Origin of the sequence: Amycolatopsis thailandensis, assembly GCF_042723255.1 — a bacterium.
In the GTDB taxonomy this organism is placed as follows: Bacteria; Actinomycetota; Actinomycetes; order Mycobacteriales; family Pseudonocardiaceae; genus Amycolatopsis; species Amycolatopsis thailandensis.
The window spans coordinates 42,328-69,079 of the sequence record NZ_JBHXJK010000025.1 but is presented as its reverse complement, the minus strand read 5'-3'; the positions used below and the strand labels follow the sequence as shown (position 1 = coordinate 69,079).

Annotated in this window: 21 protein-coding genes; 14 read left to right on the top strand and 7 right to left on the bottom strand. The window is 68.3% G+C overall.

Annotation, left to right across the window (positions count from 1 at the left end; all coding sequences use genetic code 11):
• Nucleotides 1–87: 87 nt before the first annotated feature.
• A complete protein-coding gene (gene purD, locus ACFWMR_RS12860) occupies nt 88–1,350 on the bottom strand; it encodes a phosphoribosylamine--glycine ligase (protein WP_093932443.1) in 1,263 nt (420 codons plus the stop codon).
• 176 nt (nt 1,351–1,526) lie between these two features.
• Between purD and ACFWMR_RS12855 the strand changes: the two genes are divergently transcribed.
• Nucleotides 1,527–2,645: a glycerophosphodiester phosphodiesterase gene (locus ACFWMR_RS12855; protein WP_093932444.1), complete on the top strand. Its 1,119-nt coding sequence runs from the start codon at nt 1,527–1,529 to the stop codon at nt 2,643–2,645.
• A 369-nt stretch (nt 2,646–3,014) separates the two neighbouring features.
• The gene (locus ACFWMR_RS12850; RefSeq protein WP_378378470.1) at nt 3,015–4,550 is read left to right on the top strand and encodes an amino acid permease; all 1,536 of its coding nucleotides are present in this window, start codon (nt 3,015–3,017) and stop codon (nt 4,548–4,550) included.
• Here ACFWMR_RS12850 and ACFWMR_RS12845 read toward each other — a convergent pair.
• The 3 genes from ACFWMR_RS12845 to ACFWMR_RS12835 form a co-directional block, all read right to left on the bottom strand.
• Complete coding sequence (locus tag ACFWMR_RS12845) at nt 4,534–5,751, bottom strand: MFS transporter (protein WP_093932446.1); 1,218 nt, start codon at nt 5,749–5,751, stop codon at nt 4,534–4,536. The two genes, ACFWMR_RS12850 and ACFWMR_RS12845, sit on opposite strands and share 17 nt — an antisense overlap.
• 142 nt (nt 5,752–5,893) lie before the next feature.
• A complete protein-coding gene (locus tag ACFWMR_RS12840) occupies nt 5,894–6,829 on the bottom strand; it encodes an LLM class F420-dependent oxidoreductase (RefSeq protein ID WP_378378469.1) in 936 nt (311 codons plus the stop codon).
• A 142-nt stretch (nt 6,830–6,971) separates the two neighbouring features.
• Nucleotides 6,972–8,258 carry an adenylosuccinate synthase gene (locus ACFWMR_RS12835; RefSeq protein ID WP_093932448.1) on the bottom strand — a complete coding sequence of 429 codons (1,287 nt, stop codon included), beginning with the start codon at nt 8,256–8,258 and terminating at the stop codon, nt 6,972–6,974.
• A gap of 55 nt (nt 8,259–8,313) precedes the next feature.
• Between ACFWMR_RS12835 and ACFWMR_RS12830 the strand changes: the two genes are divergently transcribed.
• From ACFWMR_RS12830 to ACFWMR_RS12800, 7 genes are all read left to right on the top strand, one after another.
• Nucleotides 8,314–8,994, top strand: a complete 681-nt coding sequence (locus ACFWMR_RS12830; RefSeq protein ID WP_378378468.1) for a hypothetical protein — start codon at nt 8,314–8,316, stop codon at nt 8,992–8,994.
• 355 nt (nt 8,995–9,349) lie between these two features.
• A complete protein-coding gene (locus ACFWMR_RS12825; RefSeq protein ID WP_378278587.1) occupies nt 9,350–9,988 on the top strand; it encodes an HNH endonuclease family protein in 639 nt (212 codons plus the stop codon).
• A gap of 207 nt (nt 9,989–10,195) precedes the next feature.
• A complete protein-coding gene (locus tag ACFWMR_RS12820; protein WP_378378467.1) occupies nt 10,196–11,803 on the top strand; it encodes an ABC transporter substrate-binding protein in 1,608 nt (535 codons plus the stop codon).
• On the top strand, nt 11,800–12,750 hold the full coding sequence (locus ACFWMR_RS12815; RefSeq protein WP_093932451.1) for an ABC transporter permease: 951 nt from the start codon (nt 11,800–11,802) through the stop codon (nt 12,748–12,750). Before ACFWMR_RS12820 ends, ACFWMR_RS12815 begins: the two co-directional genes overlap by 4 nt.
• Nucleotides 12,743–13,558 carry an ABC transporter permease gene (locus tag ACFWMR_RS12810; protein ID WP_093932452.1) on the top strand — a complete coding sequence of 272 codons (816 nt, stop codon included), beginning with the start codon at nt 12,743–12,745 and terminating at the stop codon, nt 13,556–13,558. Before ACFWMR_RS12815 ends, ACFWMR_RS12810 begins: the two co-directional genes overlap by 8 nt.
• Nucleotides 13,555–15,132: a dipeptide ABC transporter ATP-binding protein gene (locus ACFWMR_RS12805; protein ID WP_378378466.1), complete on the top strand. Its 1,578-nt coding sequence runs from the start codon at nt 13,555–13,557 to the stop codon at nt 15,130–15,132. Before ACFWMR_RS12810 ends, ACFWMR_RS12805 begins: the two co-directional genes overlap by 4 nt.
• Nucleotides 15,129–16,169, top strand: coding sequence for an LLM class flavin-dependent oxidoreductase (locus ACFWMR_RS12800; protein WP_378378465.1), 1,041 nt, complete (start codon nt 15,129–15,131; stop codon nt 16,167–16,169). The genes ACFWMR_RS12805 and ACFWMR_RS12800 overlap by 4 nt, the downstream gene beginning before the upstream one ends.
• Before the next feature lie 77 nt (nt 16,170–16,246).
• Here ACFWMR_RS12800 and ACFWMR_RS12795 read toward each other — a convergent pair whose 3' ends face one another.
• Entirely contained in the window at nt 16,247–18,142 is a 1,896-nt protein-coding gene (locus tag ACFWMR_RS12795; RefSeq protein ID WP_378378464.1) for an FAD/NAD(P)-binding protein, read from the bottom strand.
• A 247-nt stretch (nt 18,143–18,389) separates the two neighbouring features.
• Between ACFWMR_RS12795 and ACFWMR_RS12790 the strand changes: the two genes are divergently transcribed.
• The 3 genes from ACFWMR_RS12790 (at nt 18,390) to ACFWMR_RS12780 (ending at nt 22,755) form a co-directional block, all read left to right on the top strand.
• Complete coding sequence (locus tag ACFWMR_RS12790) at nt 18,390–19,520, top strand: LLM class flavin-dependent oxidoreductase (RefSeq protein ID WP_093932456.1); 1,131 nt, start codon at nt 18,390–18,392, stop codon at nt 19,518–19,520.
• A 459-nt stretch (nt 19,521–19,979) separates the two neighbouring features.
• Nucleotides 19,980–21,233: an MFS transporter gene (locus tag ACFWMR_RS12785; RefSeq protein ID WP_378378463.1), complete on the top strand. Its 1,254-nt coding sequence runs from the start codon at nt 19,980–19,982 to the stop codon at nt 21,231–21,233.
• Between the two features lie 202 nt (nt 21,234–21,435).
• Nucleotides 21,436–22,755 (top strand): sensor domain-containing diguanylate cyclase, encoded by a 1,320-nt coding sequence (locus tag ACFWMR_RS12780; RefSeq protein ID WP_378378462.1) that lies wholly within the window; start codon nt 21,436–21,438, stop codon nt 22,753–22,755.
• Here ACFWMR_RS12780 and ACFWMR_RS12775 read toward each other — a convergent pair.
• Nucleotides 22,752–23,333 carry a TetR/AcrR family transcriptional regulator gene (locus tag ACFWMR_RS12775; RefSeq protein WP_208635879.1) on the bottom strand — a complete coding sequence of 194 codons (582 nt, stop codon included), beginning with the start codon at nt 23,331–23,333 and terminating at the stop codon, nt 22,752–22,754. The two genes, ACFWMR_RS12780 and ACFWMR_RS12775, sit on opposite strands and share 4 nt — an antisense overlap.
• Nucleotides 23,334–23,467: 134 nt before the next feature.
• Between ACFWMR_RS12775 and ACFWMR_RS12770 the strand changes: the two genes are divergently transcribed.
• Nucleotides 23,468–24,694, top strand: coding sequence for a lipase family protein (locus tag ACFWMR_RS12770; RefSeq protein ID WP_378378461.1), 1,227 nt, complete (start codon nt 23,468–23,470; stop codon nt 24,692–24,694).
• 68 nt (nt 24,695–24,762) lie between these two features.
• Here the strand turns inward: ACFWMR_RS12770 and ACFWMR_RS12765 are convergent, their stop codons facing one another.
• Nucleotides 24,763–25,170: a DUF3151 domain-containing protein gene (locus ACFWMR_RS12765; protein ID WP_378277196.1), complete on the bottom strand. Its 408-nt coding sequence runs from the start codon at nt 25,168–25,170 to the stop codon at nt 24,763–24,765.
• A gap of 232 nt (nt 25,171–25,402) precedes the next feature.
• On the opposite strand from ACFWMR_RS12765, the gene ACFWMR_RS12760 reads away from it, so the two are divergent.
• Entirely contained in the window at nt 25,403–26,620 is a 1,218-nt protein-coding gene (locus ACFWMR_RS12760; RefSeq protein WP_378378460.1) for a hypothetical protein, read from the top strand.
• Nucleotides 26,621–26,752 lie beyond the last annotated feature (132 nt).

Sequence of the window (26,752 nt, the reverse complement as noted above, 5' to 3'; positions counted from 1 at the left end):
CTACCAACGCCGATGTAGCGAGCGCCTAAGCTTCGCAGGAAATACCGGGTTAGACGTACCCAGGACCGGGACGGTTCCGTCCGGAATTCACGAGACCGGGGTGGCGATCTCTCCCTTGGCGGCGAGCAGGGCGATGTCGGTGCGGTGGTGCGATCCGGCCAGGTGGACCTTCTCGACCGTCGCGTAGGCGTCCTTGCGGGCGGCCTTCAGGTTCTTGCCGGTGCCGACGACCGAGAGCACCCGGCCGCCGGAGGAGACCACGGCGCCGTCGTCACGGCGGCGGGTGCCCGCGTGGAGCACGCCTTCGAGCTCGCCACCGGTGATGACGTCGCCGGTCCTCGGCTTGCCGGGGTAGCCGTCCGCGGCCAGCACGACGGTGACCGCCGCGCCGGAATCCCAGTCCAGCGGCGGCAGGTCGGCGAGCTTGCCGGTGGCCGTCGCGTGCAGGACCTTGCCGAGCGGGCTGCGCAGCAGCGCCAGGACGACCTGGGTCTCCGGGTCGCCGAAGCGACAGTTGAACTCGATGACCTGCGGGCCCTCGGAAGTCAGCGCGAGACCGGCGTAGAGCAGGCCGGAGAAGGTGGCGCCGCGGTTGTCGAGCTCGTCGACCACGGGCTGGACGATCCGCTCGACGACGTCGTCGACCAGGTCCTTCGGTGCCCACGGCAGCGGCGCGTACGCCCCCATGCCGCCGGTGTTCGGACCCGCGTCGCCGTCGCCGACGCGCTTGAAGTCCTGCGCGGGCAGTAGCGGGACGACCGTGCGGCCGTCGACGAAGCAGAAGAGAGAGGCTTCGGGGCCGTCGAGGAAGGACTCCAGGAGCACCGGGTGACCACCGTCGAGCAGCATCAGGGCGTGCTTGCGCGCGACGTCGACGTCCGTGGTGACCACGACGCCCTTGCCCGCGGCGAGGCCGTCGTCCTTGACCACCCAGGTGGGGCCGAAGCGGCCGAGCGCGGCGTCTAGGCGCGCCGGGTTGTCGACGACCTCACAGTGCGCTGTCGGCACCTTCGCGGCCGCCATGACGTCCTTCGCGAACGCCTTCGAGCCCTCGATCCGGGCCGCGGACGCGGACGGGCCGAAGCAGGCGATGCCCGCCTTCCGGACCGCGTCGGCGACGCCTGCCACCAGCGGGACCTCGGGACCGACCACGACCAGGTCTGCCTGCCACTGCTTGGCGAGGGCGGAGACCGATTCGGGGTCGGCCGCGTCCACGCCGAGCTGCTCGGCCACCGAAGAGGTGCCGGCGTTGCCCGGGGCACAGGCCAGTGCGGTGACGGAAGGGTCTTCCGCGACCGCGAGGACGAGTGCATGCTCACGGGCGCCGGACCCGATTACCAGTACGCGCACGACGCACAGGGTAACCGGGCCGGTGAGCCACGAAGACGTCGCCGTCCTCGAGCGGGTGGTTCCATCCGGCGTTCACCCGGCGGTCAGCGCTCCGCCGGTCCGACTTCGCCGTCCGGACTCCTCCTGCGTCAAGGGTGGCGCGGTACCCCGAGTTCAAGCGAAAGAGGTTACCCACCATGCGAAAGCGCCTGGGCGTGCTCGCCCTGTCCGGACTCGCCGTACTCAGCGTTACGGGGCTGGCCGGCGCCACCGAGCCGGGTGCCCGAGATGTGTCGGCGCTGGCGAAGGGTCACGATGGGCCGGTGATCGTCGGACACCGCGGCGCCCCCGGCTACCGCCCGGAGCACACGCTCGCCTCGTATGAGCTCGCCTACCGCCAGGGCGTCGACTGGGTCGACGTCGACCTGGTGCCCACCAAGGACGGCCAGCTGGTCGCCCGGCACGAGAACGAGATCGGCGGGACCACCGACGTCGCGAAGCACCCCGAGTTCGCGAACCGGAAGACGACGAAGGTCATCGACGGCACGTCGTTCACCGGTTGGTTCACCGAAGACTTCACGCTCGCCGAGCTGAAGACCCTGCGCGCGACCGAGCGGATCCCGCAGCTGCGGCCGAACAACAAGGTCTACGACGGCCGCTACCAGATCGCGACCTACCAGGAGGTGCTCGACCTGACGCGCCGGCTGGGCCGCGAACTGCGCCGTGAGCTGGGGACCTACCCGGAGGTCAAGCACTCGACGTACTTCTCCTCGATCAAGAACCCGACCGAGCCGAAGCTGGTCGAGCTGCTCAAGCGCAACGGGCTCAACCACCCGAAGGCGCCGGTGATCATCCAGTCGTTCGAGGTGTCGAACCTGATCGCGCTCTCGCGCCAGGTGCGGGTGCCGCTGCTCCAGCTGACCTCGGCGACCGGCGCTCCGGCCGACTTCGTCGCGAAGGGCGACCCGCGGACGTACGCCGACCTCGTCACGCCCGTGGGCCTGAAGGAGATCTCGAAGTACGCGGACTACCTCGGCCCGGAGAAGGCGCAGGTCATCCCGGTGGTGAACGGCGCGCTGGGCAAGCCGACCGCGCTCGTGGCCGACGCGCACAAGGCCGGGCTGAAGGTCGGGCCGTACACGTTCCGCAACGAGAACAACTTCCTCCCGCAGAACCTGCGCTCGTCGGCGAACCTCGCCGAGTACGGCGACGCGTTCGCCGAGCAGGAGGCGTTCCTCAAGGCGGGTGTCGACGGGTACTTCTCGGACCAGCCGGACACCGCGCTGGAGGCCGTGAAGGCGTTCCGGGGGCGCTGAGCTCCGTCTCAAGCGCAATGAAAGGCCCCTTCATCGCGAAATTTGCGATGAAGGGGCCTTTCATTGCGTCCTGCGCCTGACCGGCACGAAGGTGGCAACTCAGCGGACGCCGAGGCGACCGGTGAGGGGAACTCTGAGGGCCCCGGAGTCCCTCAAGGGGTCCTTCACGGACTTCCCGCCTGCCGGAGCAGGTCTCGGCAGTGCCGTGTGCCATGAACGGTCCGTTCCTTGCGAAATTTGCGAGGAACGGACCGTTCATGGCGTCCGGCGGGATGGGTTTCTTGACGAGACCTTGACATCCGCAGGTGGGCGGGCCTAATTTCGGCGGATCTCAATGGTCTGTCCGCATACCTTTTAAGTGGGTGCCCGATGGATGTCTCAGACAAGCAGGCCGAACCCGCCGACGAAGACAGTGCCCGGCTCCACCAGCTCGGCTACGCGCAGGAACTCCGGCGCACGATGTCGACCTTCTCCAACTTCGCCGTCTCCTTCACGATCATCTCGATCCTCTCCGGCTGCCTGACCCTCTACGGGTTCGGTATGAAGACCGGCGGGCCCGCGGCGATGATCTGGGGCTGGCCGCTGGTCGGCCTGTTCGTCATCCTGGTCGGGCTGGGCATGGCCGAGGTCTGCTCCAGCTACCCGACGGCGGGCGGCCTCTACTACTGGGCCGCGAAGCTCGCGCCGCGCAACGGCGCGGCGTGGTCGTGGTTCACCGGCTGGTTCAACCTCATCGGGCAGATCGCCGTCACCGCGGGCATCGACTTCGGCGCGGCGCTGTTCCTCAACGCCTTCCTCGACTTGCAGTTCGGCTTCGAGGCGACGCCGGGCCACACGATCCTGCTGCTGGGGATCATCCTGGTGATCCACGGGCTGCTGAACACCTTCGGTGTGAAGATCGTGGCACTGCTGAACAGCATCAGCGTGTGGTGGCATCTGGTGGGCGTGCTGGTCATCGTCGGGGTGCTGATCGTCGTGCCCGCCAAGCATCAGGACGCGTCCTTCGTCTTCGGCGAGTTCGTGAACAAGACGGGCTGGGCTTCACCGGTCTACGTCTTCCTGCTGGGACTCCTCGTCGCGCAGTACACGCTGACCGGCTACGACGCCTCCGCGCATATGACCGAGGAGACCAAGAACGCGGCGAAGGCAGGCCCGCGCGGCATCATCAACTCGATCCTCGTCTCCCTGGTCGCCGGATGGATCCTGCTGATCGGCCTCACGTTCGCCATCCAGGACTACGACGGCGCGGTGGGCTCCGAGACCGGGGTGCCGCCCGCGCAGATCTTCATCGACGCGACCGGCGAGACGACCGGCAAGTTCCTCTTGCTGATCTGCATCGGCGCGCAGTTGTTCTGCGGGATGGCGTCGGTGACCGCGAACTCGCGGATGATCTACGCCTTCGCCCGCGACGGCGCGATCCCCGGTTCGAAGTTCTGGCACCGCATCAACAAGCGCACCCAGACGCCGACCAACGCGGTGTGGCTGGCCGCGGGCGGCGCGCTCCTGCTCGCCCTGCCGTACTTGTGGAGCGCGACCGCCTACGCGGCGGTGACCTCGATCGCGGTCGTCGGCCTTTACGTGGCTTACGTGATCCCGGTGTTCCTGCGGGTGCGCAAGGGCGACGACTTCGAACCCGGACCGTGGAACCTCGGCCGCTGGGGCAAGCTCGTCGGGACCGTCGCGACCGTCTGGGTGTGCTTCATCTTCGTGCTGTTCATGCTCCCGCAGGGATCGCCGATCACCATCGACAGTTTCAACTACACGCCGATCGCCTTCCTCGTCGTACTCGGTGGTGCGGCGGTGTGGTGGTTCGCCTCGGCGCGCAAGTGGTTCACGGGTCCGAAGGTGCAGGGCTCCGAGGCGGAACTCGCCGCTGTGGAAAAGGAACTCAAGGAACTGGGGTAGCGCTCTCCCGGGCGCGGCCGACGCGGACTCCGGTCACCGCGGCCGCGCCCACCGCCCCGACCGCCGCGAACGCGTAGAAACCCCATGGGTACGCGATCCCGGCGCTCAACAGCGCGCCGCCGAGGATCGGCCCGCAGATCGCGCCGACCCGGCCGACACCCGCCGCCCAGCCGATCCCGGTGGCGCGCATCGCGTCCGGATACGTCTTGCCGATGTACGCGTACACGAGGACCTGCGCGCTGAACACGAACCCGCCGGTGAGGAACACGGCCACGTACAGCCCCACCGCGGGCAGCTTCACGCTCAGCAGGGCCAGGAACACCGCCGCCCCGAGGAACCAGAAGATCACCGCCGGCCGCACGCCGGCCTTGTCCGCCACCCGGCCCGCGACGAGCAGGCCGACGACGCCGCCGAGGTTCAGCGTGAGCAGCAGCCCGAGCGCCGCGCCGAGCGGGTACCCGGCCTGGCGCATGATCTCCGGCAGCCAGGTGTTGAGCCCGTAGACCAGCAGCAGGCCCATGAACGACGTCACCCAGAACGCGATGGTGGCGCGCAGCAGACCGCCGCGGAACAGCCCGCCGACGACGTCCGTCGCCGACTTCGCCTGCGTTTCCCGCGCCCGCTCGAAGGACTCGGACTCGGGCAGGTACTTGATCATCAGCGGCACCAGGACGAGCGCGGGCAGCGCGCCGGCGACGAACATCGCGCGCCAGCCGAGCGGCTGGATCAGCCAGATGCCGAGCAGGGCGGTGAGCACCGCGCCGACGTGATAGCCGGTCATCACCGTGGTGGTCGCGCTGCCGCCCTTTCCCTTGCGGGCGTACTCGGTGACCAGCGCGATCGCCGTCGGGAGGCAGCCGCCGAGGCCCAGCCCGGCGAGGAAGCGCAGCAGCCCGAAGACGAACGCCGACGGCGAGAGCGCGCAGAGCGCGGTGAACGCCGAGAAGGCGGTGACCGCGATGATCAGCGCCTTCCGGCGGCCGATGAGGTCGGTGATCGTGCCGATCGCCAGTGCACCGATCGTCATGCCGATCAGGCCGAACGTCGAGATCACCGACGCCGTGCCCGGCGTCAGGCCCCAGACGTGGTCACGGAGCAGCGCGGGCAGCACCGTGCCCAGGACGACCAGGTCGAATCCGTCGAGCAGCACCGCCGTCCAGGCGAGCGGCACTACCCACGAACGAGCCGTGGCAGGGGACATGGGGACCTCCAGCCGTGTTCGCTATGCGCACGAGTATGCACAATACGAACGCTGTGAGCAAGGCCACTGGGTCCTGGATGTCATGAGGGGTCCCCTCAAGACACTTTTTGTCCTGAAGGGACCCCTTATGACACGTGACGGGCTAGCGCTTCACGAGGTCGCCCAGGACGTGCCAGGTGCGGAGCCGCTCCTCACTGGTCCGGATGCCGCTCTGGGTCGCGACGACCTCGGTCGCCCCCGCGTCGAAGTACCGCCGGAGCTCGGCGGCGACGGTCTCCTCGTCCCCGGCGATCACCAGTTCACCGGCGGAATCCACGCCCTGGGCGTCGAAGACCGCGCGATAGGACGGGATGTCGCGGAAGAACGCGTACTGCTTGTCGACCGTCGCGCGGACGGCGTCGGGATCGTCGGTCACGACGACCGGGACCATCGCGATGATCCGCGGCGCCGGACGGCCGGCGGCGGCCTTGGTGATCTCCGGGACGATCAGTTCGGAAAGGGCTTTCGGCCCGGCGAGGAACGGGATCGTGCCGTCGGCCAGTTCGCCGGTGACGCGCAGCGCCTGGCGTCCCATCGCGGCGACGATCAGCGGGATGTCCGAAGAGCCCGCGACAGTGAGTGAAGCCGCGAAGCCCTTTGCGTGTGCTCTGACGGTCTCGCCGTGGAAGTCGACTTCGCCGCCGCCGAGTACCTCGCGCAGGATCGTGAGGTACTCGCGAAGGTGCTTGATCGGCGACGGGTACTCGATGCCGTACGCCGGTTCGAGCCAGTTCTTCGCGCCGGTTCCGAGGCCGAGGACGAACCGGCCGCCGGTGGCGGCTTGCGCCGTCTGGGCGAGGCCGGTGATCAGCAGCGGATGGCGAGGGTAGATGGGGACGACGCCGGTCCCGACCGTGATCCCCGGGACCGCGCGGCCGGCGAGGGCCGCGACGGTGATCGCGTCGTGCTCCATCTGCTGGGAGAACCAGACCGACGTCAGGCCCGCGTCGGCGGCCTGCCGGGTCTGCGTGATGAGTTCGTCGACGATGTTGACGGCGTTCGCGGTGTCGCCGGACGGGAGTGCCACTCCGATGGTCATGTTCAACGCTAACCGCGCTGTCGACGGGATATTTCGCCGTTCACCGGCTGGGATCCCGCTGGCCTGAGATGTCATGAGGGGTCCCCATGGGACGAAAAACGTCCTATGGGGACCCCTCATGACACGCGTGAGACCAGAGGCGTCAGACGAACTCGTGCCGCACGATCGTCTGCTCCCGGCCCGGACCGACGCCGATCGCCGAGATCCGCGCGCCGGAGAGCTCTTCGAGCCGCTCGACATACGCCCGCGCGTTCGCCGGCAGCTCTTCGAAGGTCCGGCAGCCCGAGATGTCCTCGAACCAGCCCGGCAGCTCTTCGTAGATCGGCAGCGCGTGGTGCACGTCGGTCTGCGTCATCGGCATCTCGTAGGTACGGACCCCATCGACCTCGTAGCCGACGCACACCGGCACCTTCTCCAGCCCGGACAGCACGTCCAGCTTGGTGAGGAAGTAGTCGGTGATGCCGTTGACGCGCACCGCGTAGCGCGCGATGACCGCGTCGAACCAGCCGGTGCGCCGCGAGCGGCCGGTGGTGACGCCGAACTCGCCGCCCTGCTTGCGCAGGTACTCGCCGGACTCGTCGTCCAGCTCGCTCGGGAACGGACCGGAGCCGACGCGGGTGGTGTAGGCCTTGAGGATGCCCAGCACGGTGGTGATCTTGCCGGGGCCGATGCCCGAACCCGCGCTCGCGCCGCCGGACGTCGGGTTCGACGACGTCACGAACGGGTAGGTGCCGTGGTCGACGTCGAGCAGCGTGCCCTGCGAGCCTTCGAGCAGCACGGTCTCGCCGCGTTCGAGGGCCTGGTTGAGCTGAAGGCGCGTGTCGGCGATGCGGTGCGCGAACTTCTCGCCCGCGGCCAGCACCTCGTCGGCGACCTGGTCGGCGTCGAGGGCCTTGCGGTTGTAGACCTTGACCAGCACCTGGTTCTTGAACTCCAGGGCCGATTCGACCTTCTGCCGGAAGATCTTCTCGTCGAGCAGGTCCTGCACGCGGACGCCGACGCGGGCGATCTTGTCCTGGTAGCAGGGGCCGATGCCGCGGCCGGTGGTGCCGATCTTGCGGCTGCCGAGGTAACGCTCGGTGACCTTATCGATCGCCACGTGGTACGGCATGATCAGATGCGCGTCGGCGGAGATCAGCAGCTTGCTGGTGTCGACGTCGCGTTCTTCCAGCCCGGCGAGTTCGTCGAGCAGCACGCCCGGGTCGATGACGACGCCGTTGCCGATGACGTTGGTGACGCCCGGCGTGAGGATCCCGGACGGGATGAGGTGGAGGGCGAAGTTCTGTCCGTCGGGAAGGACTACGGTGTGGCCCGCGTTGTTACCGCCTTGGTAACGCACGATCCACTGGACGCGGTCGCCGAGCAGGTCGGTGGCCTTGCCCTTGCCCTCGTCCCCCCATTGGGCCCCGATCAGCACGATGGCCGGCATGTGACACTCCAGGTGTTCGGCGACTGATGGTTTTGGCGCTGGTAAATGCCGGTGCATGAGCGTAACGGAGGGCCTTCGGGTGCGCGGAATAGTGGTGGTCTGTCCAGAGGGCGAGCCCACACTCCCGGAGATCGACGACGTCGAGATGGTGCGCGTCCCGAGCCGTCCCGGCAAGGCGGATATCGACCCCTTGCTGGGGGAACACGACCGGCTGGTGGTCGCGGGCACCGACGCGGATCTCGCCGCCGTGGCGCTCCGGCTGTTACGAAAAGAACAGCTCCCCGGCGTGTCGCTCGGTTTCGTGCCGTCCTCGCCGGACTCCGACGTCGCCCGCATCTGGAGCCTGCCGACCCAGCCGCTGCGGGCCCTCGCGCTCGCCCTGCGCGGCGAGGTCGATCCGGTGCCGCTGATCCGGGACGACAACGGCGGCGTGCTCGTCGGCCGGGGCGTGATCGGCATGATCCGCGGGGTCGCCTACTGCGACGAGCACACCGTCCTGCGCGGGCCCGCGCGCTCGATCGAGGTCGAGCCGGACGCGAGCGGGCCGGGGCTGATGGTCCGCGTGACCAAGGGGACGCTCTTCAAACGGCCCACGACGCAGTACGCGCGGGCGTTCCAGCTCGGCTGCATCCCGACCCGCCCGAGCAGCGACGGCGTCGCCCATCCGCGCGCGATGAGCCGCTGGACCTGGTACCGGCACACCGAAGACCTCCGGCTGGTCCGCGGCCTGGTCTAGGGCGTGTTTCACAGGTCTATTCGATGGGCTTGGTGATCCAGGTGGCTTCTGGCGGTGCGGGCGGATCGGCCTCGTACCGGGTCGTACTCGGGCGCATCCGCCCGTGCCGTCAGGAGTCACCTGGGCGCGAAGACCGCGAACTCGACTTGTGAAACGCGCCCTAGGGCTAGGCCGTTCGGCCCAGAACCTTCAGCTGGACTTTCCGAAACTTTTTCGGCCGCGTACACCGCGTCCGACCTGCTCGTGACACCCTCCGTTCACGAATAGCCAGCAGAGTGTCATCCGATGGTGTTGCGTGGGTCATATCCGTGCCTCATGGTGACCAGGTCCCCAAACCTGACACGGAGGCAGCAATATGCCAACTGCGCTTGCTGTTCGTCGCTCCTTCACCGTTCTCGCCGTCTCGGCGATCGTCTCGGCAGGCGTGGTCGGCGTCGCCGAAGCGACACCCCCGGGCATCCCGTCGACCGCGACCGCCAAGTCCCAGCTCGCCGGGCTGACCGTCAAGCCGGACGGTTCGTCGAGCGGGTACAGCCGCGACAAGTTCCCGCACTGGGCCGACCAGGGCAACAGCTGCAACACCCGTGAGGTCGTGCTGAAGCGGGACGGCACGAACGTTCAGCAGGACAGCAGTTGCGCCGCCGTCTCCGGCAAATGGTTCAGCCCGTACGACGACGCCACCTGGACCGCCGCGTCCGATTTGGACATCGACCACGTCGTCCCGCTTTCGGCCGCGTGGCGCACCGGCGCCTCTTCGTGGACCACCGCGCAGCGACAGGCGTTCGCGAACGACCTCAGCGCGCCGCAGCTGATCGCCGTCACCGACAACGTCAACCAGGAGAAGGGCGACAAGTCGCCGGACGCCTGGAAGCCGCCGTCCACCGGTTACTGGTGCACCTACGCGAAGATGTGGACCACGGTGAAGGCCAAGTACAAGCTCACCATCAAGTCGGCGGAGAAGACCGCCCTGACGGACATGCTCAACCGCTGCTAGCCCCCGTAAGTACATGAAGGCCCCCTTCATTGCGCCTAGGTACATGAAGGGGGCCTTCACGTACTTACGGGGCTGTCAAGCGGAATCATGGGATGTTTCGCGGGCTGGGAGCCGGGCTCAGCATGTGGGCGGGGCTCAAGGCCGTGATTAGCGTGATTCGGGTAGGCGCAAGAGAAAGCGCCCCCGTTCCCCGCTGGAGGCCACCCGGTGTCCCGTACCGCCGCCATTTCCTTACTCGCGCTCACGGCATTGGCCGTCACCGCCTGCTCGTCCGCGGGCGGCGCGACCGGTGCCGACGCCGGGCCGCCCAAACCCGGGGGCACGCTGCGCCTCGGGATCTCGTCGAGCCCGGATTGCGTTGACCCGCAACAGGTCGGCACCAACGCCTCGCTCAACGTCGGCCGCCAGCTGGTCGACTCGCTGACCGACCAGGATCCCGCCACCGGTGAGATCAAGCCGTGGCTGGCCGAAAAGTGGGAGAGCGACGCGGATTCGACCGCGTTCACCTTCCACCTGCGCGGCGGCGCGACGTTCTCCGACGGCAGCCCTGTCGACGCCGCCGCGGTCAAGACGAGCTTCGACGCGATCAAGGCGCTCGGCCCGAAATCGCAGCTCGGCTCGGGTTATCTGGCCGTTTACCAGGGAACGACGGTCGTCGACCCGAAGACGGTGAAGATCGAGTTCTCCACTCCCAGCGCGCAGTTCCTCCAGGCCAGCTCGACGATGTCGCTCGGCGTCCTCGCGCCCGCCGCGTACAAGAAGACCGCGGATCAGCGCTGCCAGGGTGACGGCCTGATCGGCTCGGGTCCGTTCGTCTTCGAGAGCCTGAAGCAGAACCAGGAGATCGTCCTCGCCAAACGCAAGGGCTACGACTGGGGCTCGTCGCTGTTCAAGCACCGGGGCGAGGCGTACCTCGACAAGATCGCCTACAAGATCGTGCCGGAACCCGGGGTGCGCACCGGAAGTCTCGCCTCCGCCCAGCTCGACGCCATCACCGACGTCCAGCCGGTCGACGAACCGCAGTTCACCGGCAACGGGTTCACCGAGCCCACCCGCCCGAACCCGGGTGTCGTGTTCAACCTCCAGGCCAACGTCACCAGGGGCGTGCTCACCGACGAGAAGGTCCGCCAGGCGGTGGTCAAGGGCATCGACCGGCCCGAGGTCACGAACACCGTGCTGACCCCGAACTACAAGCCCGCCACCAGCATCCTCGGCTCGGCGACGCCGTTCCACACCGACCTTTCCTCCCTGCTGGCCTACGATCCGGAAGGGGCGAAGTCGCTCCTGGAAAGCGCCGGCTGGGCGCCCGGTCCCGACGGAATCCGCACGAAGAACGGCCAGCGGCTGACCGCGAAGGTCGTCTTCTCCCTGGTGTTCAACCAGAACAAGAGCGTGCTCGAACTCGTGCAGCAGCAGCTGCGCAAGATCGGGTTCGACCTCCGGATCGAGCAGCGCACCAATGCCGAGAGCGTGCAGATCTCGCAGAGCGGGGACTACGAGTACCTCTGGTACAACACCACCCGCGCCGATCCGGACATCCTGCGCAACATGTTCTCCACCAAGGCGAACAACCGCAGCAGGCTCCCCGCGGACAACCCCCTCGACGCGCCGCTCGACGCACAATCGTCCACTGTGGACTCCGCGAAGCGGAAGCCGGCGGCAGAGGCGGCGCAGCGCGCGATCATCGAGCACGGCTACTCGGCACCGGTGTTCGAGCTGACCCAGGTGCTGGCGCACGGACCGAACGCGCACGGCGTCGGCTTCGAAGCCTCGTCCCGGCTCCAGCTGTTCGACGCCTGGGTGTCCGGCTCGTGACCCGGTACCTGCTCCGCCGGATCCTGCAGGCGGTGTTCGTCCTGTGGGCCGCGTTCACCTTGTCCTTCGTGATCCTCTACCTCCTGCCGGGCGACGCTGTCAGCGCGAAGCTCGGCGGGGGCGAGGCAGGGCTTTCGGTGACGCCGGAGCAACTGGCCGCGGCGAAGGCGGAGTACGGACTCGACGACCCGTTGCCGTTGCAGTACGGGAAACGGCTGGTCGCCGCGCTGCAAGGCGACTTCGGCCGCTCGATCTCGACCGGCGACGACGCCACGGACATGGTGGTCTCGGCCCTGCCGCCGACGCTCGCCGTCACCGGGTTCGCGCTGGTGCTCGCGATCCTGTTCGGCGGCGGGGTCGCCATCGCCGGCACCGTCACCCGGCATCGCTGGCTCGGCAACGCGCTGCTCGCGTTGCCGCCACTGGGGATCTCGCTGCCGCCGTTCTGGGTGGGACTCGTGCTCATCCAGTTCTTCTCCTTCCAGCTCAGGCTGGTGCCCGCGCTGGGGTCGAACGGCTTCGAGTCGCTGATCCTGCCCGCGATCACCCTCGCCATCCCGACCGGCGCGATCATCGGGCAGGTACTGGCGAAAAGCCTCCGCACGCAGCTCGCCGAGCCCTATTCCGAGATCGCGCTCGCGAAGGGGGCGAGCCGCTTGAGGGTCCACTTCGGACACTTGCTGCGCAACGCGGCGGTACCGACGCTGACCATCGCCGGGGTGGTCGCGGGAAACCTGATCGCCGGTTCGGTGATCACCGAGACGGTGTTCTCCCGCGACGGCCTCGGGCGGGTGACGTCGTCGGCGGTGACCGCGCAGGACATCCCGGTGGTGCAGGCGGTGATCGTGCTCGCCGCGCTGGTGTTCGTCGTCATCAACCTGCTGGTGGACCTGATCTGCCCCCTGCTGGACCCGCGGATCCGACACCGGGAGACGGCCGATGCCTGACGTTCTCGTGCGCACCCGGCGGCGGCCGGGCCTCATCCTCGCGGTCGCGGTCCTCGCCTTCGCCCTGCTCTCCGCTGTCGTGCCGGAGCTGTTCACCGGTCAGGATCCGCTCGCCGGTGTCCCCGCCGAGAAGATGCGGGGCCCTTCGCTCGCGCATCTCTTCGGCACCGACGAAACCGGGCGGGACATCTTCGCGCGGGTGGTCCACGGCGCCGCGCTCTCGTTGCAGGCGACCGTGATCGCCGTCCTCGTCGCGCTCGTGGCCGGTTCCGCGCTCGGCCTGCTCGCCGGGTTCCGGGGCGGCGCCCTCGATTCGGCGATCATGCGCTGCGTCGACGTCCTGCTGGCGATCCCGTCCATCCTGCTTTCGCTCGCGCTGGTCACGGCGCTCGGTTTCGGGACGACCAACGTCGCGATCGCCGTCGGCGTCGCCAATCTCGCGCAGTTCGCCCGGCTGATGCGCGCCGAGGTCCTGCGCGTCCGCAGCGGCGTGTTCGTCGAGGCCGCTCGCGCGGGCGGCGTGCGCTGGACCGGGGTGCTCGGGCGGCACGTGCTGCCCAACGCGCTCGGCCCGGTGCTCGCGCTCGCCACGCTCACCTTCGGCACGGCGGTGCTGGAGGTGTCCGCGCTCAGTTTCCTCGGCTACGGCGCGACCCCGCCGACCCCGGAGTGGGGCTCGCTCGTGGCGGGCGGGCGCGGATTCCTGGCCACCGCCTGGTGGATGACCACCTTCCCCGGACTCACCGTCGCGGCCGTGGTGCTGTCCGCGAACCGGCTGTCCCGAGCGATCGAAGGAGACGTGCGGTGAGCGCCCTGCTGACCATCCGCGACCTCGCGGTTTCCTACAAGAACGTCCCCGCCGTGGACGGCGTCGACCTGTCCGTCCACAAGGGACAGATCGTCGCCGTGGTCGGCGAGTCCGGATCCGGCAAGAGCACGACGGCGCACGCGGCGATCGGGCTGCTGCCGCGCGGCGGGCGGATCGATCGCGGCGAGATCACCTTCGACGGCCGTGACCTGGCGAAACTCTCCGACCGTGATTGGCGTTCGGTGCGCGGCCGCGAGATCGCGCTGGTCCCCCAGGATCCGACCGTCTCGCTCAACCCCGTGCACCGGATCGGTGACCAGGTCGCCGAGGTGCTGTTGATCCACGGCCTCGCGGACAAGCGCGCGGCCGGCGCGGAGGCGGTGAAACTGCTGCGCAAGGCCGGAATCGCCGATCCGGAGGCACGGGCGCGGCAATATCCGCACGAGCTCTCTGGCGGGCTCCGTCAACGCGCGCTGATCGCCGCGGCGCTGGCCGGACGGCCGAAACTCATCATCGCCGACGAGCCGACCAGCGCGCTCGACGTCACCGTGCAGCGGCGGATCCTCGACCACCTCGAAGAACTCGCCGCCGAAGCGGGCACGGCCGTCCTGCTGATCACCCACGACCTCGGCGTCGCCTCCGATCGGGCGTCTCGGATAGTGGTGCTGTCCCAGGGCACCGTGGTCGAGGAGGGCACCACCGGCGAGATCCTCGCGGCTCCCACGCGGAAGTACACGCGAGACCTGCTCGCCGCCGCGCCCAGTCTTTCCGACAGGCCGCTGAGGGAGCCGAAACCGCCGTCGTCCGACGTCCTGGTCTCGGTCCGCGGCCTCGGCAAGACCTTCGGCGCGATCCGGGCCGTCGACGGCGTTTCGTTCGACATCGCCCGCGGGCGGACGCTCGCGCTGGTCGGCGAATCCGGTTCGGGCAAGTCGACCACCGCGCGGATGATCCTGCGGCTGGAGACGCCGACCGAAGGCGTCGTCGAGTTCGACGGTCAGGACATCACGTCCGCGCGCGGCGAGGAACTGCGACGGCTGCGGCGCCGGTTCCAGCTGGTGTACCAGAACCCGTACGCGTCGCTGAACCCGAAGTTCAGCATCGAGGACGTCGTTTCCGAGCCGCTGCGCGCTTTCGGCGTCGGCACGAAGGCGGAACGCCGGGCGCGGGCGGCGGAACTCGTCGACCAGGTGGCCCTGCCTTCTTCGGTGCTGAAGCGCAAACCCGCCGAACTGTCCGGCGGGCAACGGCAACGGGCGGCCATCGCGCGGGCGCTCGCCCTGCGCCCGGAATTGATCGTCGCCGACGAACCCGTGTCCGCGCTGGACGTCTCGGTGCAGGCGCAGATCCTGCGGCTGCTCGCGGATCTCCAAGACGAACTCGGCCTGACGTATCTGTTCATCTCGCACGACCTCGCCGTCGTCCGGCAGATCGCGGACACCGTCGGCGTGCTGCGCGGCGGCGAACTCGTCGAACTCGGTCCGGCGCGGGACGTGCTGGACCGACCGAGCGCGGACTACACCCGGGAGCTGCTCGCCGCGATCCCTGGCCGGAAACCGTTGGAGGCACGATGAAGTTCGGGCTCTTCTCCCTCGTCGCCAATCACCCCGACCCGGTGACCGGGGCGACACCGACCCAGCACGAGCGCCTGCGCCGGGTCGTCGACGAAGCGATCTTCGCCGAAGAACTGGGATTCGACGCGTACGGCGTCGGCGAACGGCACGGCGAACCGTTTCTCTCCTCCGCGCCGCCCGTCATCCTGGCGGCGGTCGCGGAACGCACGGAACGCGTCCGGCTGCTGACCACGCTGACGGTGATCAGCGTGCTCGACCCGGTCCGTGTCGCCGAGGACTACGCGACGCTGGACCAGCTTTCCGGCGGGCGGCTGGAACTCATGATCGGGAAGGGCAACGATCCCCGGCATTTCCCGCTGTTCGGCCTCGAAGAGGAACGGCAGTGGGAGTACCAGGCGGAGAAGTTCGCGCTGCTTCGCAGACTGTTCCTGGAGGAAGGCGTGACGTGGGAAGGCGAGTTCCGCGCGCCGCTGACCGACGTCACGACGCAGCCGCGTCCGTTCCACGCGCGGCCGCGGATCTGGCACGGGAGCGCGTCGAGCACCGAGTCGACCGAGCTGGCGGCGAAGTTCGGCGACCCGCTGTTCACCGCGAACGGCTTCCACCCCAAGAAGAAGTACGCCGACCTGATCGACCACTACCGGCGGCGGTGGGCCGAGTACGGCCACGATCCGGCGGACGCGCTCGTCGGTTCGGGCGCGGGTGGGCTGTACGTCGCCAAGACCTCGCAGGAGGCTCTGGACGGATACCGGCCGTATTTCGAGGCGTTGCTGAAAACGCCCGCCTACCAGCACAACAAGTCGGAGTTCACCACGCTGGAGGACAAGATCGCGGGCGGTTCCGCGCTGGTCGGGAGCCCGGAACAGGTGATCGACAAGATCGGTGACTATCACGCGTCGTTCGGGCACGAGGTGCAGGCGGTCTCCGTCGACGGCCTGAAATCCGGGGAAGCGCGGGACGTCCTGGAGCTTTTCGCCTCCGACGTCATCCCCGTCGTGCGGAAAGAGCTGCCCTCGAAGGTGTGGGAAAGCGCGTAGCTTCGGAGAGGTGCGTATCCTTTTTCGCGCCCGATTTGAGCGGTTTTCCCAGGGGTCGGCGGTCGCGCCACGCTTCCCTACGCACCGGTCAGCTTCAGGATCTCCCTGGCGACGACGTCGTTCTGCCGGAAGGAGATCGCGTTGGTCCGCGGCCGCGTGAACGCGCCGGCGGATCGCGCCGAAGTGTGCGGGCCGAGGGCGAACCGGCGCGGATGCGGGCTACCCTCGCCGTCGAGCATCCGGCCGTCGGAGACCCGGGTGTGGATACGACCGGCGAGCAGCCTGTCGCCGGTGACGGCGTCGAGCACGGCCTCCTCACCGAGCGCGCCGCTGTCGCGCAACTGTCGCAAAAGGACGTCGGACGCCCGGGTGATGCTCGGCTCGGGCAATCGTGCTTCGACGAGCGTCCGCGCTTCGGTCTCGCCGGGGAAGCTCGCACCGGAAGCGACGAACGTCCGGCGTTCCTCGTCGGCCGAGACGCGTGTTTCGGCGCCCAGGAAGGAAACGAGTCCGGCTTCCTGGAGCGCGAGCAGTTCTTCGAGCCGACGCGGCGGCGGCCCGCTGGCGAAGTACGAGAAGAAGCCGAGGAACCAGCCGTCCAAATCTGACAGTTGAGAGGCCGCGTCGAGCCGTCCGGTCTGCACCAGCGCCGGAAGCCGGCCCATCACGGACAACAGCGCCGTGAACGCGCCCAGATCCGCGCTGTACTCGGCGTCCGCCCGGCGGCTCAAGTCCGCTTCCACGTACTCGCGCAGTTCCTTGCCGTATTCCTCCGCGGTACCGAATTCTACGCCCGCCATCGGCCGGTCGAGCCTGCTCAGGTCGAGCCGGTCGTCCGGCGCCGGGACCGCTCGCGCGACCAGCGCGTCGAGTTCGCCGGGTGCCGCGTCCGCGAAAGCGTCGGCGAAGACGGCGAAGTCCATCCGGACTCGTTCGGGGTGGGCGGTGAACAGTTCGTTGTAGTAGGCCCAGGCGATCTCCTTCGAGATCAGCGGCCAGACGTCGCGGCGGAAGTCGATGGGCCCGGGGATGGCGCAGAGCTTCTCGATGGCGTACGTGTCGAAGAACCGGGGCAACCGCGACGGTTTCCCGCGTAACCGGTAGCCGATCTTCGCGTGGTAGGGCACTCCTCGCCGCGAACCGACGTGCAGCACGGGCTCGGCGCCGCTGGGGTGATACTTCAGGCCGCCGCAAGCTCGCTCTTCGAAACGACCGCCGCGGCCTTCGCTCAGCAGCAACATCAGATCGACGAACGCGAGACCGAATCCGCGCACCAGCACGGTTTCGCCTGGCTCGATCGCGGAATAGTCGACGTCGGCGGTGTAGCCTGCCGGGTAGTAGGCGAGATCATGACGGACGGCGAAGTCGGCGAGTTCGGCCTCCCGTTCGTCCGGTTCGGCGTCGAGATGCCCGACGGTGAACAGGACCGCGTCCACTTCGAGGGGTTCCGCGCGGCCCTCCAGCCAGAGCGACTGCGGCTCGCCGTCGTCGAGCCGCACCGCGCGGGTCCGATGCTCGACGACCTCGATTCCGGGCGGGAGCTCGGCGAGCACCTTGCGGTGGAACCAAGTGAGATACGCGCTCTGCAACCGTCGCGTCGGGAAGTGATCGCTTTGCAGCGCCCCGAGTTCGGCGCGCAGACTCTCGTCGATCTCGGCGTCGAGCCTGCCCTCGCGGACCAGCCGCGCCCACTCGATCAGCGAAGGCCCGGGCCGGATCGGGCCGTCGATCTCGACGGTGTCGTCGGTGAAGACCGTGACGTCCTCGGGCATGGAGTTCATCCGCAGCAGCGGCGACTGCTCGTATCGCCAGACCCGCCCGGGGCCCGCCGGGAACGGATCGACCAGATGCACGACCAGCCGCCGCCCGCCGAGCAGCTCCGCGGCGTTCGCGCCGAGCCGCTCCAGCACGCCCACCCCACGTGGACCGGCGCCGACCACCGCGAGCACGTAGGGGAGGTCTGCGGTACTCACGAAGCCGAAGCTACGCCGGGATTCCGGTGCTTGTGCGGGTTCTCAAGGAGCGGAACTCGCCGGGAAACGACTGGACAGCACCCTCGGCGTACTCTTCTGTCCATTATGGACTTCACCGGCGCTCCGGAGTGTCGTGTCCGGGCTTCTCGCGTTTATTCCCGCCGTTCCACCTTCCGGAACTCGTTGCCACGCCGAGGAACCGGCGCGTACTCGTCGTGCAGGGGGACACTGACGAGAGGGACGGACGATGCCGGTCGAATTCCTGGGTATCGGAGGCACCAACGACGGATCGGAGACACATCCGCGCTCCGGCGGCGTCTTCGACAAGGACTACACGCTCCGCCTCGCGCGGGCACACGAAGACTTCGGCTGGGACAGGGTCCTGTTCGCGTACGGCTCCAGCGGACCGGATCCGGCGCAGGCGGCCGCGTACGTCGCGGCGAAGCTCGACAAGCTCCAGATCTTGCTCGCGCACCGGCCGAACGTCTCGTACCCGACGTTCGCGGCGAAGACGTTCGCGACGCTGGACCAGCTCTCGGACGGGAAGCTCACGGTCCACTTCATCACCGGGGGCAGCGACCACGAGCAGCAGCGCGAAGGCGACTACCTCACGAAGGACGAGCGCTACTCACGCACGCGCGAGTACATCCAGATCGTGAAGAAGGCGTGGACGTCCGAGGAGCCCTTCGACCACGAAGGCGAGCACTACCGTTTCGCCGACTTCGTCCTCGACGTCCGCCCGGTGCAGCAGCCACGCCCGGGCGTCTCGTTCGGCGGCTCGTCTCCGGCGGCGTACGCGGCGGGTGGGGCCGAAGCGGACATCTTCTGCCTTTGGGGTGAGCCCCTCGCCCAGACGGCCGAGCAGATCGAGTCCGTCAAGGCCGCGGCGAAGGCCGCCGGCCGGACCGACGTCCCGCGCATCCAGGTCGCGTTCCGCCCGATCATCGCGCCGACCGAGGAACTCGCCTGGGAGAAGGCGCACCGCACGGTCGACGCCATCAAGACCCGCACGACCGGCGGCAAGCAGCTGACCCGGCGGCATTCGCTCACGAACCCGGAGAACACCGGTTCGCAGCGGCTTCTCGCGGTCGCCGCCGAGGGCGAGCGGTTCGACCGGGCCCTGTGGACCCCGACAGCGGCCGCGACCGGCGGCGCCGGGAACTCCAACGCGCTGGTCGGCACGCCCGAAACCGTCGCGCAGGCCCTGCTCGACTACTACGACCTCGGCGTCGACATCCTCTCGGCGCGCGGGTACGACATGCTCGGCGACACGATCGACTTCGGCCGTCACGTCATCCCGATCGTGCGCGAAGAGGTCGCCAAACGCGACGCCGCGAAGGCTGCGTCGGCCAGGGAAGTACTCGCTGTCGACGGCTGAGCCGTTCACTCCACCGGATGGCGGGCCCATCATCCATTCGGCCCATCATCCGGCTTCTCCCGGTAGCGCGTCCAGCCGCGGACAATGCTCGCGCAGCGGAGTCGTAGCGGGTTTCGGACACACTCCGCACACGCGTGGCGGGGGCTTCCGCATCTCGTCTCAGCTGAGCCTTCTCACCCGGGCCGACGATGCGTCCATGTCCGATTTTTCCCGCTCCACGGCCCGAAACGACCGAAAGCCGCAGGTCTGGTCCACATTTCCGGTGAACGGGACATTTTCGCGGATGGCCGTCCATCCACGAAAAAGATCTCCGACTCCAGAAACCCGGCGAAAGAACCTAGCCAATCACCAACAGTCAGGAGACACTTACGTGAACGAATGACGCTTCGTGACGAGCTCGTGACCGCGTTACTCTCGGTCACGAGTTTGTCGCGTAATAAGGACCCTATTGGGGGCAACATGGCTTCGGCCGGACGGGTCACTTACCGAGAGGTGTTCGGTGTAGCCGAGTTCCGTTCGCTCTGGTTCGCCGAGCTGTTCTCGATCTTCGGCGACCAACTCGCCAGGGTCGCCCTCTCGGTCCTCGTCTTCACCGAAACCCGCTCCGCGACCCTGACCGGTCTCACCTACGCGCTGACCTACGCCCCGTCGCTGCTCGGCGGCATCTTCCTCACCGGTTTCGCGGACCGCTTCCCCCGCCGGACCGTGATGGTGGTCGTCGACCTCTTACGGGCCCTGCTGATCGCGCTGGTCGCGGTCCCGGTGCTGCCGTTCTGGGTCCTGTGCGTCCTCGTCGGCGTCGTCTCGCTGCTGAACCCGCCGTTCAAGGCCGCCCAGCTGGCCCTGCTGCCGCAGATCCTCGAAGGCGACCGGTTCGTCGTCGGCATGGCGATCCGCAGCATGACCGTCCAATCGGCGCAGCTGGCCGGATTCGCCGGCGGCGGCCTCCTGCTGACCGCGCTCGAACCCCATATCGCCCTCGCGCTGGACGCGGTCACCTTCGTGATCTCGGCGCTGTTCGTCCGGTTCGGGCTGGCCACGCGCCCGGCCGCGGCGTCCGGCGAGAAGCGCAAGTCGTTCTTCGCGTCGATCGGCTCGGGCGGGAAGATCGTCTTCGCCAGCGCCGGACTGCGCTCATTGCTGCTGTTCACCTGGCTGATGGGCCTGCTGCCGGTGTACGAGGGCATCGCGGCGCCCTACGTCGCCTCGTCGGGCGGCGGATCCGAAATCCTCGGCCTGCTGCTGGCCGCCGACCCGATCGGCAGCGTGATCGGCGCGTTCATCTACTCGCGCTGGGTGCCCGCGCACGTCAGACCCAAGTTGATCGGGCCGCTTTCCGCGCTGACGGCGATCCCGCTGCTGCTGTGCTTCCTGCAGCCGGGTCCGTGGTCGTCGATCGTGTTGTTCGTGGTCTGCGGAGCCTTCGGCACGGTGGCGCTGATGCAGGCGACGGCGTCACTGACGCTGGCCGTTCCGGACGAGAGCCGGGCACAGGTCATGGGGCTGTCGAACACCGGGCTGACCACCACGATGGGCGTGAGTCCCCTGATCGGCGGAATCCTGGCGGATCAGATCGGCCCGCAGTCGACCGTCGGCGTCTTCGGGCTTGCGGGATTGCTGATGACCGTCCCGCTGGCGCTGAGCTGGTGGCGGACCCTCAGCGGCGACCCGGAACGGTGGCAGGAAAAAGACGCCGCACGCGCAGAACATTGAGGTGTTCCACGCGTCGGCCCGCTCGCGCGGCCTTCCGGCGCGCGCTCCTGCTCACTGATCCCTACCGGCCATCGCTGGCACCTTTCCCTCGACCTCTCAGAGAAAAGTACACACCTAGGGAGCTTGTCGACAGCCCGCAAGTCGGTAGAAGCTGTCCGTAAGTAGGGGGTTTCGGAGAATGACGCAAGAGTCAGGGGGAAAGATGATCACATCGGAGGAACGCGCTGGACATCGTTCGGCTCTCACGGTAGCGACGTGGGAGCTGTGGAAGAGGCCTAAGAACTGGATCGCCTACACCGGGCTTTCCGTGGCGACGATGCTGGCACTGACGGGGGTCTTCGCAGCATCCATCGCCATCACGTCTTCGCAGGTCCTGCTCTGTTTTCTGCTCGCGGGGCTCGCCATCGCGCACACCGAGGCGACCCGCCGGATCGAGCGGCAGCGCCGCAGCATGAGCGTCACCCCGCACATCAACATGACCTCGGTCTGGGTGCTGCCGGGCGCGATTCTGCTTCCGCCGCAGCTGACCGCGCTTCTCGTGACAGTGATCTACCTGCACCTCGGATACCGCAGCTGGGCCGGTCTTCGCACGGTCAATCCCCATCGGACTGTGGCGAACGCCACATCGATGACGCTGACCGCGTTCGCCGCTTGGGCGGCCGTGCAGGCCGTCGGAGCCGACGCGGCGTCGGTGACGTCCATCTGCGCCGCGAGCCTCGCCTTCTTCCTGATGAACGCCGTCTTCACCGGCACCGGCCTGTACTTCGCGGCGCCCAAGCAGGCGACCGCCCAGACGCTCCTCGGCTCTTGGGACGACAACATCCTCGAAGCCTCCACCGTCTGCATCGGCGCGCTCGTGCTCGCCGTGCTGCCGCATCAGCCGGTGCTCGTGCTGCTCGTCTTCCTGCCGCTCTACCTGCTGCAGCGTTCGGTGCTGATCAAGCAGCTGGAAGAGCTCGCGACCACCGACCAGAAGACCCAGCTGCTCAACGCCACGACCTGGCAGCAGGGCGCCGTTCGCGAGATCGCCCGCGCCGAGCGCGAGAACGGCCAGTTCGGCACGCTGATGATCGACCTCGACCACTTCAAGAGCATCAACGACACCTACGGCCACCTGGCAGGCGATGACGTGCTCAAGGGTGTCGCGGCACTGGTCAAGACCGAAACGCGGGCGCAGGACCTCGCCGGCCGCTTCGGCGGTGAAGAGTTCGTCGTGCTCCTGACTTCGTCGACGAAGGAGGAGTCCGTCGCGGTCGCCGAGCGCATCCGGCAGCGGATCAGCGAAATGGTCATCAAGACCCAGGACAACGAGGGCAATCCCGTGGTCATCGAGCAGCGGACCGCGTCGATCGGCGTCGCGGCCTTCCCGTTCGACGGCCGGACGATCGACGAGGTGATGGCCTCGGCCGACGCCTCCGTCTACGCGGCCAAGCGCAACGGCCGCAACCGGGTCGTGTCCTCACCGGACCTGGCGACGGTCGCCGAAGAAGCCGAAAAGTCCCTGGAAGCCATCGCGGCCTAACGCAGCCTCTCCATGACGTCGGCGGCCGTGGTCCGAAGGCGGGCCACGCCACCGACGGTGAATTCGGTGAGCAGGTCGATGAGCGCGTCCGCGTCGGGCGGCTCACCGTCCCAGCTCGCCTGGACGAGTGCCTCGGTCATCGCGAAGAACAGCGTGACCAGTGCCTTGTCCGCGCGACCGGAATCGACGCCGTGGCGGGCCCAGCGTTGCCTGCTCGCTTCGGTGTAGACCCGCGCGAGCCGTTCCCGGAGGCGGGTGAGGGCCGGATCGCCCATGCGTTCCGCTTCGCGCAGTACGGGGAACGCGTCGGGATTCGCCGCGACGAAGGCGAACATGTTGGCGTAGTTGGCGCGCGCCCAGAACCTGAGCTCGGGCTGCGAAAGATCGAGGGCGGGCGCGCCGATCGCTTCGAAAGCGCGTTCCTCGATATCCACCACGACCTGGGCGAACAGCGACGTGCGGTCGCCGAACTGCTCGTAGACGGCCTGGCGGGACACTCCCGCGCGCCGGGCGATCTGCTCGATCGTCGCGGCCTGCGCGCCGTGGACCGCGAAGACGCCCTCCGCCGAACTCAGCACCCGCGCGCGCTGCTCGCCGATCGGGAGTTTGCGGGGTCTCCCTCTCGGCGCCGGACTTGACATCGTGCGCCACCTCACTGACTCTATTTTTCGACACATCTGTCGAAAATGTTTGTGCTCAACGAGGAGCAAACATGCGTCCAGGATCCCGGCGCGGTGTTTCCGCCGCCGTCTCAGCGGCCGCCGTCGCGGCCCTGCTGACCTTCGGGGCACAGCAGGCCATCGCCGAGCCGTCTTTCTACGACCCCCCGTCGCCACTGCCCGCGGGTGCTCCCGGCGACATCATCCGGCACGAACCGTCCACGTTCTACGTCGATCCGGTGAAACTCATCAAGGCCGACGCGGACGTCCAGCGGATCATGTACCGCAGCACCGACACCCACGGCAAAGCGAACGCCGTGACCGGCACCGTCCTCACCCCGAAGAAGGCTTGGACCGGCGCGGGCGAACGGCCGGTCATCGGCTACGCGGCCGGGACGCAGGGCGTCGGTGACCAGTGCGCGCCGTCGAAGGCTCTGTCGGCGGGCATGGAGTACGAAGGCCCCTTCATCGCCGGACTGCTGCTTCGCGGCTACGGCGTCGTCGTCACCGACTACGAAGGCCTCGGAACTCCCGGCGTCCACACGTACGTCAACCGCGTCGCGGAAGGCAACGCCGTCCTCGACTCGATCCGCGCGGCGCAACGCCTGCCCGAAGCGAACCTGCCGGACAGCGGTCCGGTCGCGACCGCCGGCTACTCACAGGGTGGCGGCGCGTCCGCGTCGGCGGCCGAACTGCAACCGTCGTACGCGCCCGAACTCAGGCTGAAGGGCTCGTACGCGGGCGCCGTCCCGGCGGACCTGGCCGCGGTCGGCAAGAACATCGACGGGCACTACGCCTTCGGGTTCCTCGGGTTCACGCTGGTGAGCATGGACGCGGCGTACCCGGAGCTGAACATCCCGGCGGTGCTGAACGCGAAGGGTGCCGAAGCGTTCGAGAAGGTCAAGCAAGAGTGCACAGTGGACGCGATCTTCGGGCACGCGTTCACGCAGTCGAAGAACCTCACCAAAGACGGCCGGCCGCTGACCGCGTACCTCGGCGAAGAGCCGTACAAGACGCGGGTCGGCCAGCAGCTCATCGGAGCGCGGAAGCCGGGCGCGCCGACGCTGGTCGTCCACAGTGCACTCGACGACATCGTGCCCTACGAGCAAGGCCGGACCATGGCTCGCTCGTGGTGTGCGAAGGGCGCGAAGGTGCAGTTCTCGACTTCGCTGGTTCCTACGCACGTGGGCGGGGCGATTCGGGCCTTCCCGGAGGCTTTCGCCTGGCTTGAGGGTCGCTTCGCGGGACTGCCTGCCGTGGGGAACTGCGGGCTGTTCTAGGGGTCACCAAGCGCTATGAAGGACGCTTTCATTGCAAATTTTGCAATGAAAGCGTCCTTCATAGCGGCTCACTTGAGGCCGGTGGCTTCCGCGGCGGCGGGGTCCGAGTCGCTGAGGAAGGTGCGGCAGCGGTCGTACTCCTCCGTCTCGCCGATCTTGCCGGCGGCCTTGCCGAGGACGGCGAGCGAACGCAGGAAACCCTGGTTCGGACGGTGCGCCCACGGCACCGGGCCGTGTCCCTTCCAGCCCGCGCGGCGAAGCTGGTCCAGACCGCGGTGGTAACCGGTGCGGGCGTACGCGTAGGCGGCGACGGTTTCGCCGGCGTCGAGCGCCTTCTCGGCGAGGGCGGCCCACGCCTCGCTGTAGTCGGGGTGCTCGGCGGCGACGGCGGCCGGGTCGCTCCCGGCGTCCAGCGCCGCCTGCGCGGCGGTGTGCTCGGGGAGGTGCGTCGGCTGGGGGCCGAGGAGGTTCGTCATACGGGCCATTGTGCCGACCGCGTGTGACTAGAAGAACAGGCTCCCGAGAATGCCCCCACCGGCCAGCACCAGAGCGGCGACGAGGACCGCCGCGACAAGTCGTTTCGGCATCATGGCGGCACACCTTGCCCTGCTTCGCACGCCGACCGCAAATCCGCCACCCCTACGGGTGAACCCCGATTTTCGACCCCAAATGCCCATCCCGTGACCTGGAGCAGGGAAGATGGCCCGCATGACAAAGGCGACAGAAGTGACCGGGGACCTTTCGCCGGGTGTCATCCCCCGCAGCCCGATCGCCAAGACGAGGCTGTTCTTCAAACTTCATTGGCACCGCGGCGCGCCGGGACAGGCGACACCGGACTGGGTGCTGAACTTCTGCTACTCGATGTGGCTGGCCGCGTTCGCCTTCAAACTGGTGGGCTCTTCCTGGGACATGTCGTGGCATTTCATGTGGCTGCGGGACGACCTCGCCCCGCCGCACCTGATCAACACCGTCGGCACGGTGATCATCATGGTGCTGGTGGCGATCCACAGCTACACCGGCATGGGCGCGGACAGGCGTTCGCTGCGGTTGATGCAGATCGGGCTCGTGGTGTTCCTCATCGCGGCGCCGCTGGACGTCATCAACCACCGGGTCAACGGTCTCGACCTGACCGCGTGGAGCCCGTCGCACATGATGCTCTACATCGGAACGGGCATCATGCAGGCCGGCGTGATCATGGGCTGGCTGAAGTACGCCAGGCCGGGCAGGCTGCGCACCGGTGTCCTGATCGGACTGTGGGCTTTCTTCCTGGAGAACACGTTCTTCCCGAACGGTCAGCAGGAGTACGGCATCCTCGGCCTGCGCGCCTGGGAGCGCGGCGCGCCCGAGGCCGAACCCGAGCTGCTGAACTTCGCCGCCAACCAGATCGGGCATCCGGTCGACCAGGTGGCCGTCGAGTACTTCACGATGCCGATCGACGACTGGGTCTACCCGCTGTGGGGCATCGGCGTGATGGCGCTGATCTTCGCGCTGGCGCGGCACACGACCGGCTTCCGCTGGGCCGGGACGACGGTCGCCGCCGCCTACCTCGCGTACCGGCTGGTGATGTGGCCGCTGCTGCTCGGGATGGGGTTCCCGATCTCGGTCGTGCCGTTCTACCTGCTGGCCGTCGGTCTCGCGGTCGACCTGGCGTTCCGCATCGGACGGGGTCATCCGATGGTGACGGCGGGTGCCGGCGCGCTGCTGGTGACGGCGTTCGGCTACGGGAAGCTGTGGGTGCAGTCGCAGTTCCGGCCGTGGATCCTCGGCGACGCGCATACGGAGTCGGCGCCGCCGGTGGCGTACTGGACGGCCGCGATCTGCCTGGTCGGGGTCGGCGCGCTGTGGGCCGCCGCCGGGCCGGGGACTCGGGCGGTGGAGTCGCTGCTGGCGAAGCGTCGCGGGCGGACGGAACTGCCGGCCGCCTGACGTCTCAGGCCGGACCTCGCGCATGTCATGAGGGGTGCCCCAAAGACAAATTAATTAAAGATGGGGGCCCCCAACAAACACACCGCGCGCAACACGCCGGGGGGCATCTGGACCACCCAGCCCACCCACAAA

Bases quoted from the DNA above. Each gene is read 5' to 3' on its own strand.
- ACFWMR_RS12825 (WP_378278587.1), top strand. From the start codon at position 9,350: ATGCCAACTGCGCTTGCTGTTCGTCGCTCCTTCACCGTTCTCGCCGTC.
- ACFWMR_RS12770 (WP_378378461.1), top strand. From the start codon at position 23,468: ATGCGTCCAGGATCCCGGCGCGGTGTTTCCGCCGCCGTCTCAGCGGCC.
- ACFWMR_RS12765 (WP_378277196.1), bottom strand. From the start codon at position 25,170: ATGACGAACCTCCTCGGCCCCCAGCCGACGCACCTCCCCGAGCACACC.
- ACFWMR_RS12760 (WP_378378460.1), top strand. From the start codon at position 25,403: ATGACAAAGGCGACAGAAGTGACCGGGGACCTTTCGCCGGGTGTCATC.
- ACFWMR_RS12830 (WP_378378468.1), top strand. From the start codon at position 8,314: ATGAGCGTAACGGAGGGCCTTCGGGTGCGCGGAATAGTGGTGGTCTGT.
- ACFWMR_RS12785 (WP_378378463.1), top strand. From the start codon at position 19,980: ATGGCTTCGGCCGGACGGGTCACTTACCGAGAGGTGTTCGGTGTAGCC.
- ACFWMR_RS12835 (WP_093932448.1), bottom strand. From the start codon at position 8,258: ATGCCGGCCATCGTGCTGATCGGGGCCCAATGGGGGGACGAGGGCAAG.
- ACFWMR_RS12790 (WP_093932456.1), top strand. From the start codon at position 18,390: ATGCCGGTCGAATTCCTGGGTATCGGAGGCACCAACGACGGATCGGAG.
- ACFWMR_RS12845 (WP_093932446.1), bottom strand. From the start codon at position 5,751: ATGTCCCCTGCCACGGCTCGTTCGTGGGTAGTGCCGCTCGCCTGGACG.
- ACFWMR_RS12810 (WP_093932452.1), top strand. From the start codon at position 12,743: ATGCCTGACGTTCTCGTGCGCACCCGGCGGCGGCCGGGCCTCATCCTC.
- ACFWMR_RS12780 (WP_378378462.1), top strand. From the start codon at position 21,436: ATGATCACATCGGAGGAACGCGCTGGACATCGTTCGGCTCTCACGGTA.
- ACFWMR_RS12855 (WP_093932444.1), top strand. From the start codon at position 1,527: ATGCGAAAGCGCCTGGGCGTGCTCGCCCTGTCCGGACTCGCCGTACTC.
- ACFWMR_RS12840 (WP_378378469.1), bottom strand. From the start codon at position 6,829: ATGACCATCGGAGTGGCACTCCCGTCCGGCGACACCGCGAACGCCGTC.
- ACFWMR_RS12800 (WP_378378465.1), top strand. From the start codon at position 15,129: ATGAAGTTCGGGCTCTTCTCCCTCGTCGCCAATCACCCCGACCCGGTG.
- ACFWMR_RS12850 (WP_378378470.1), top strand. From the start codon at position 3,015: ATGGATGTCTCAGACAAGCAGGCCGAACCCGCCGACGAAGACAGTGCC.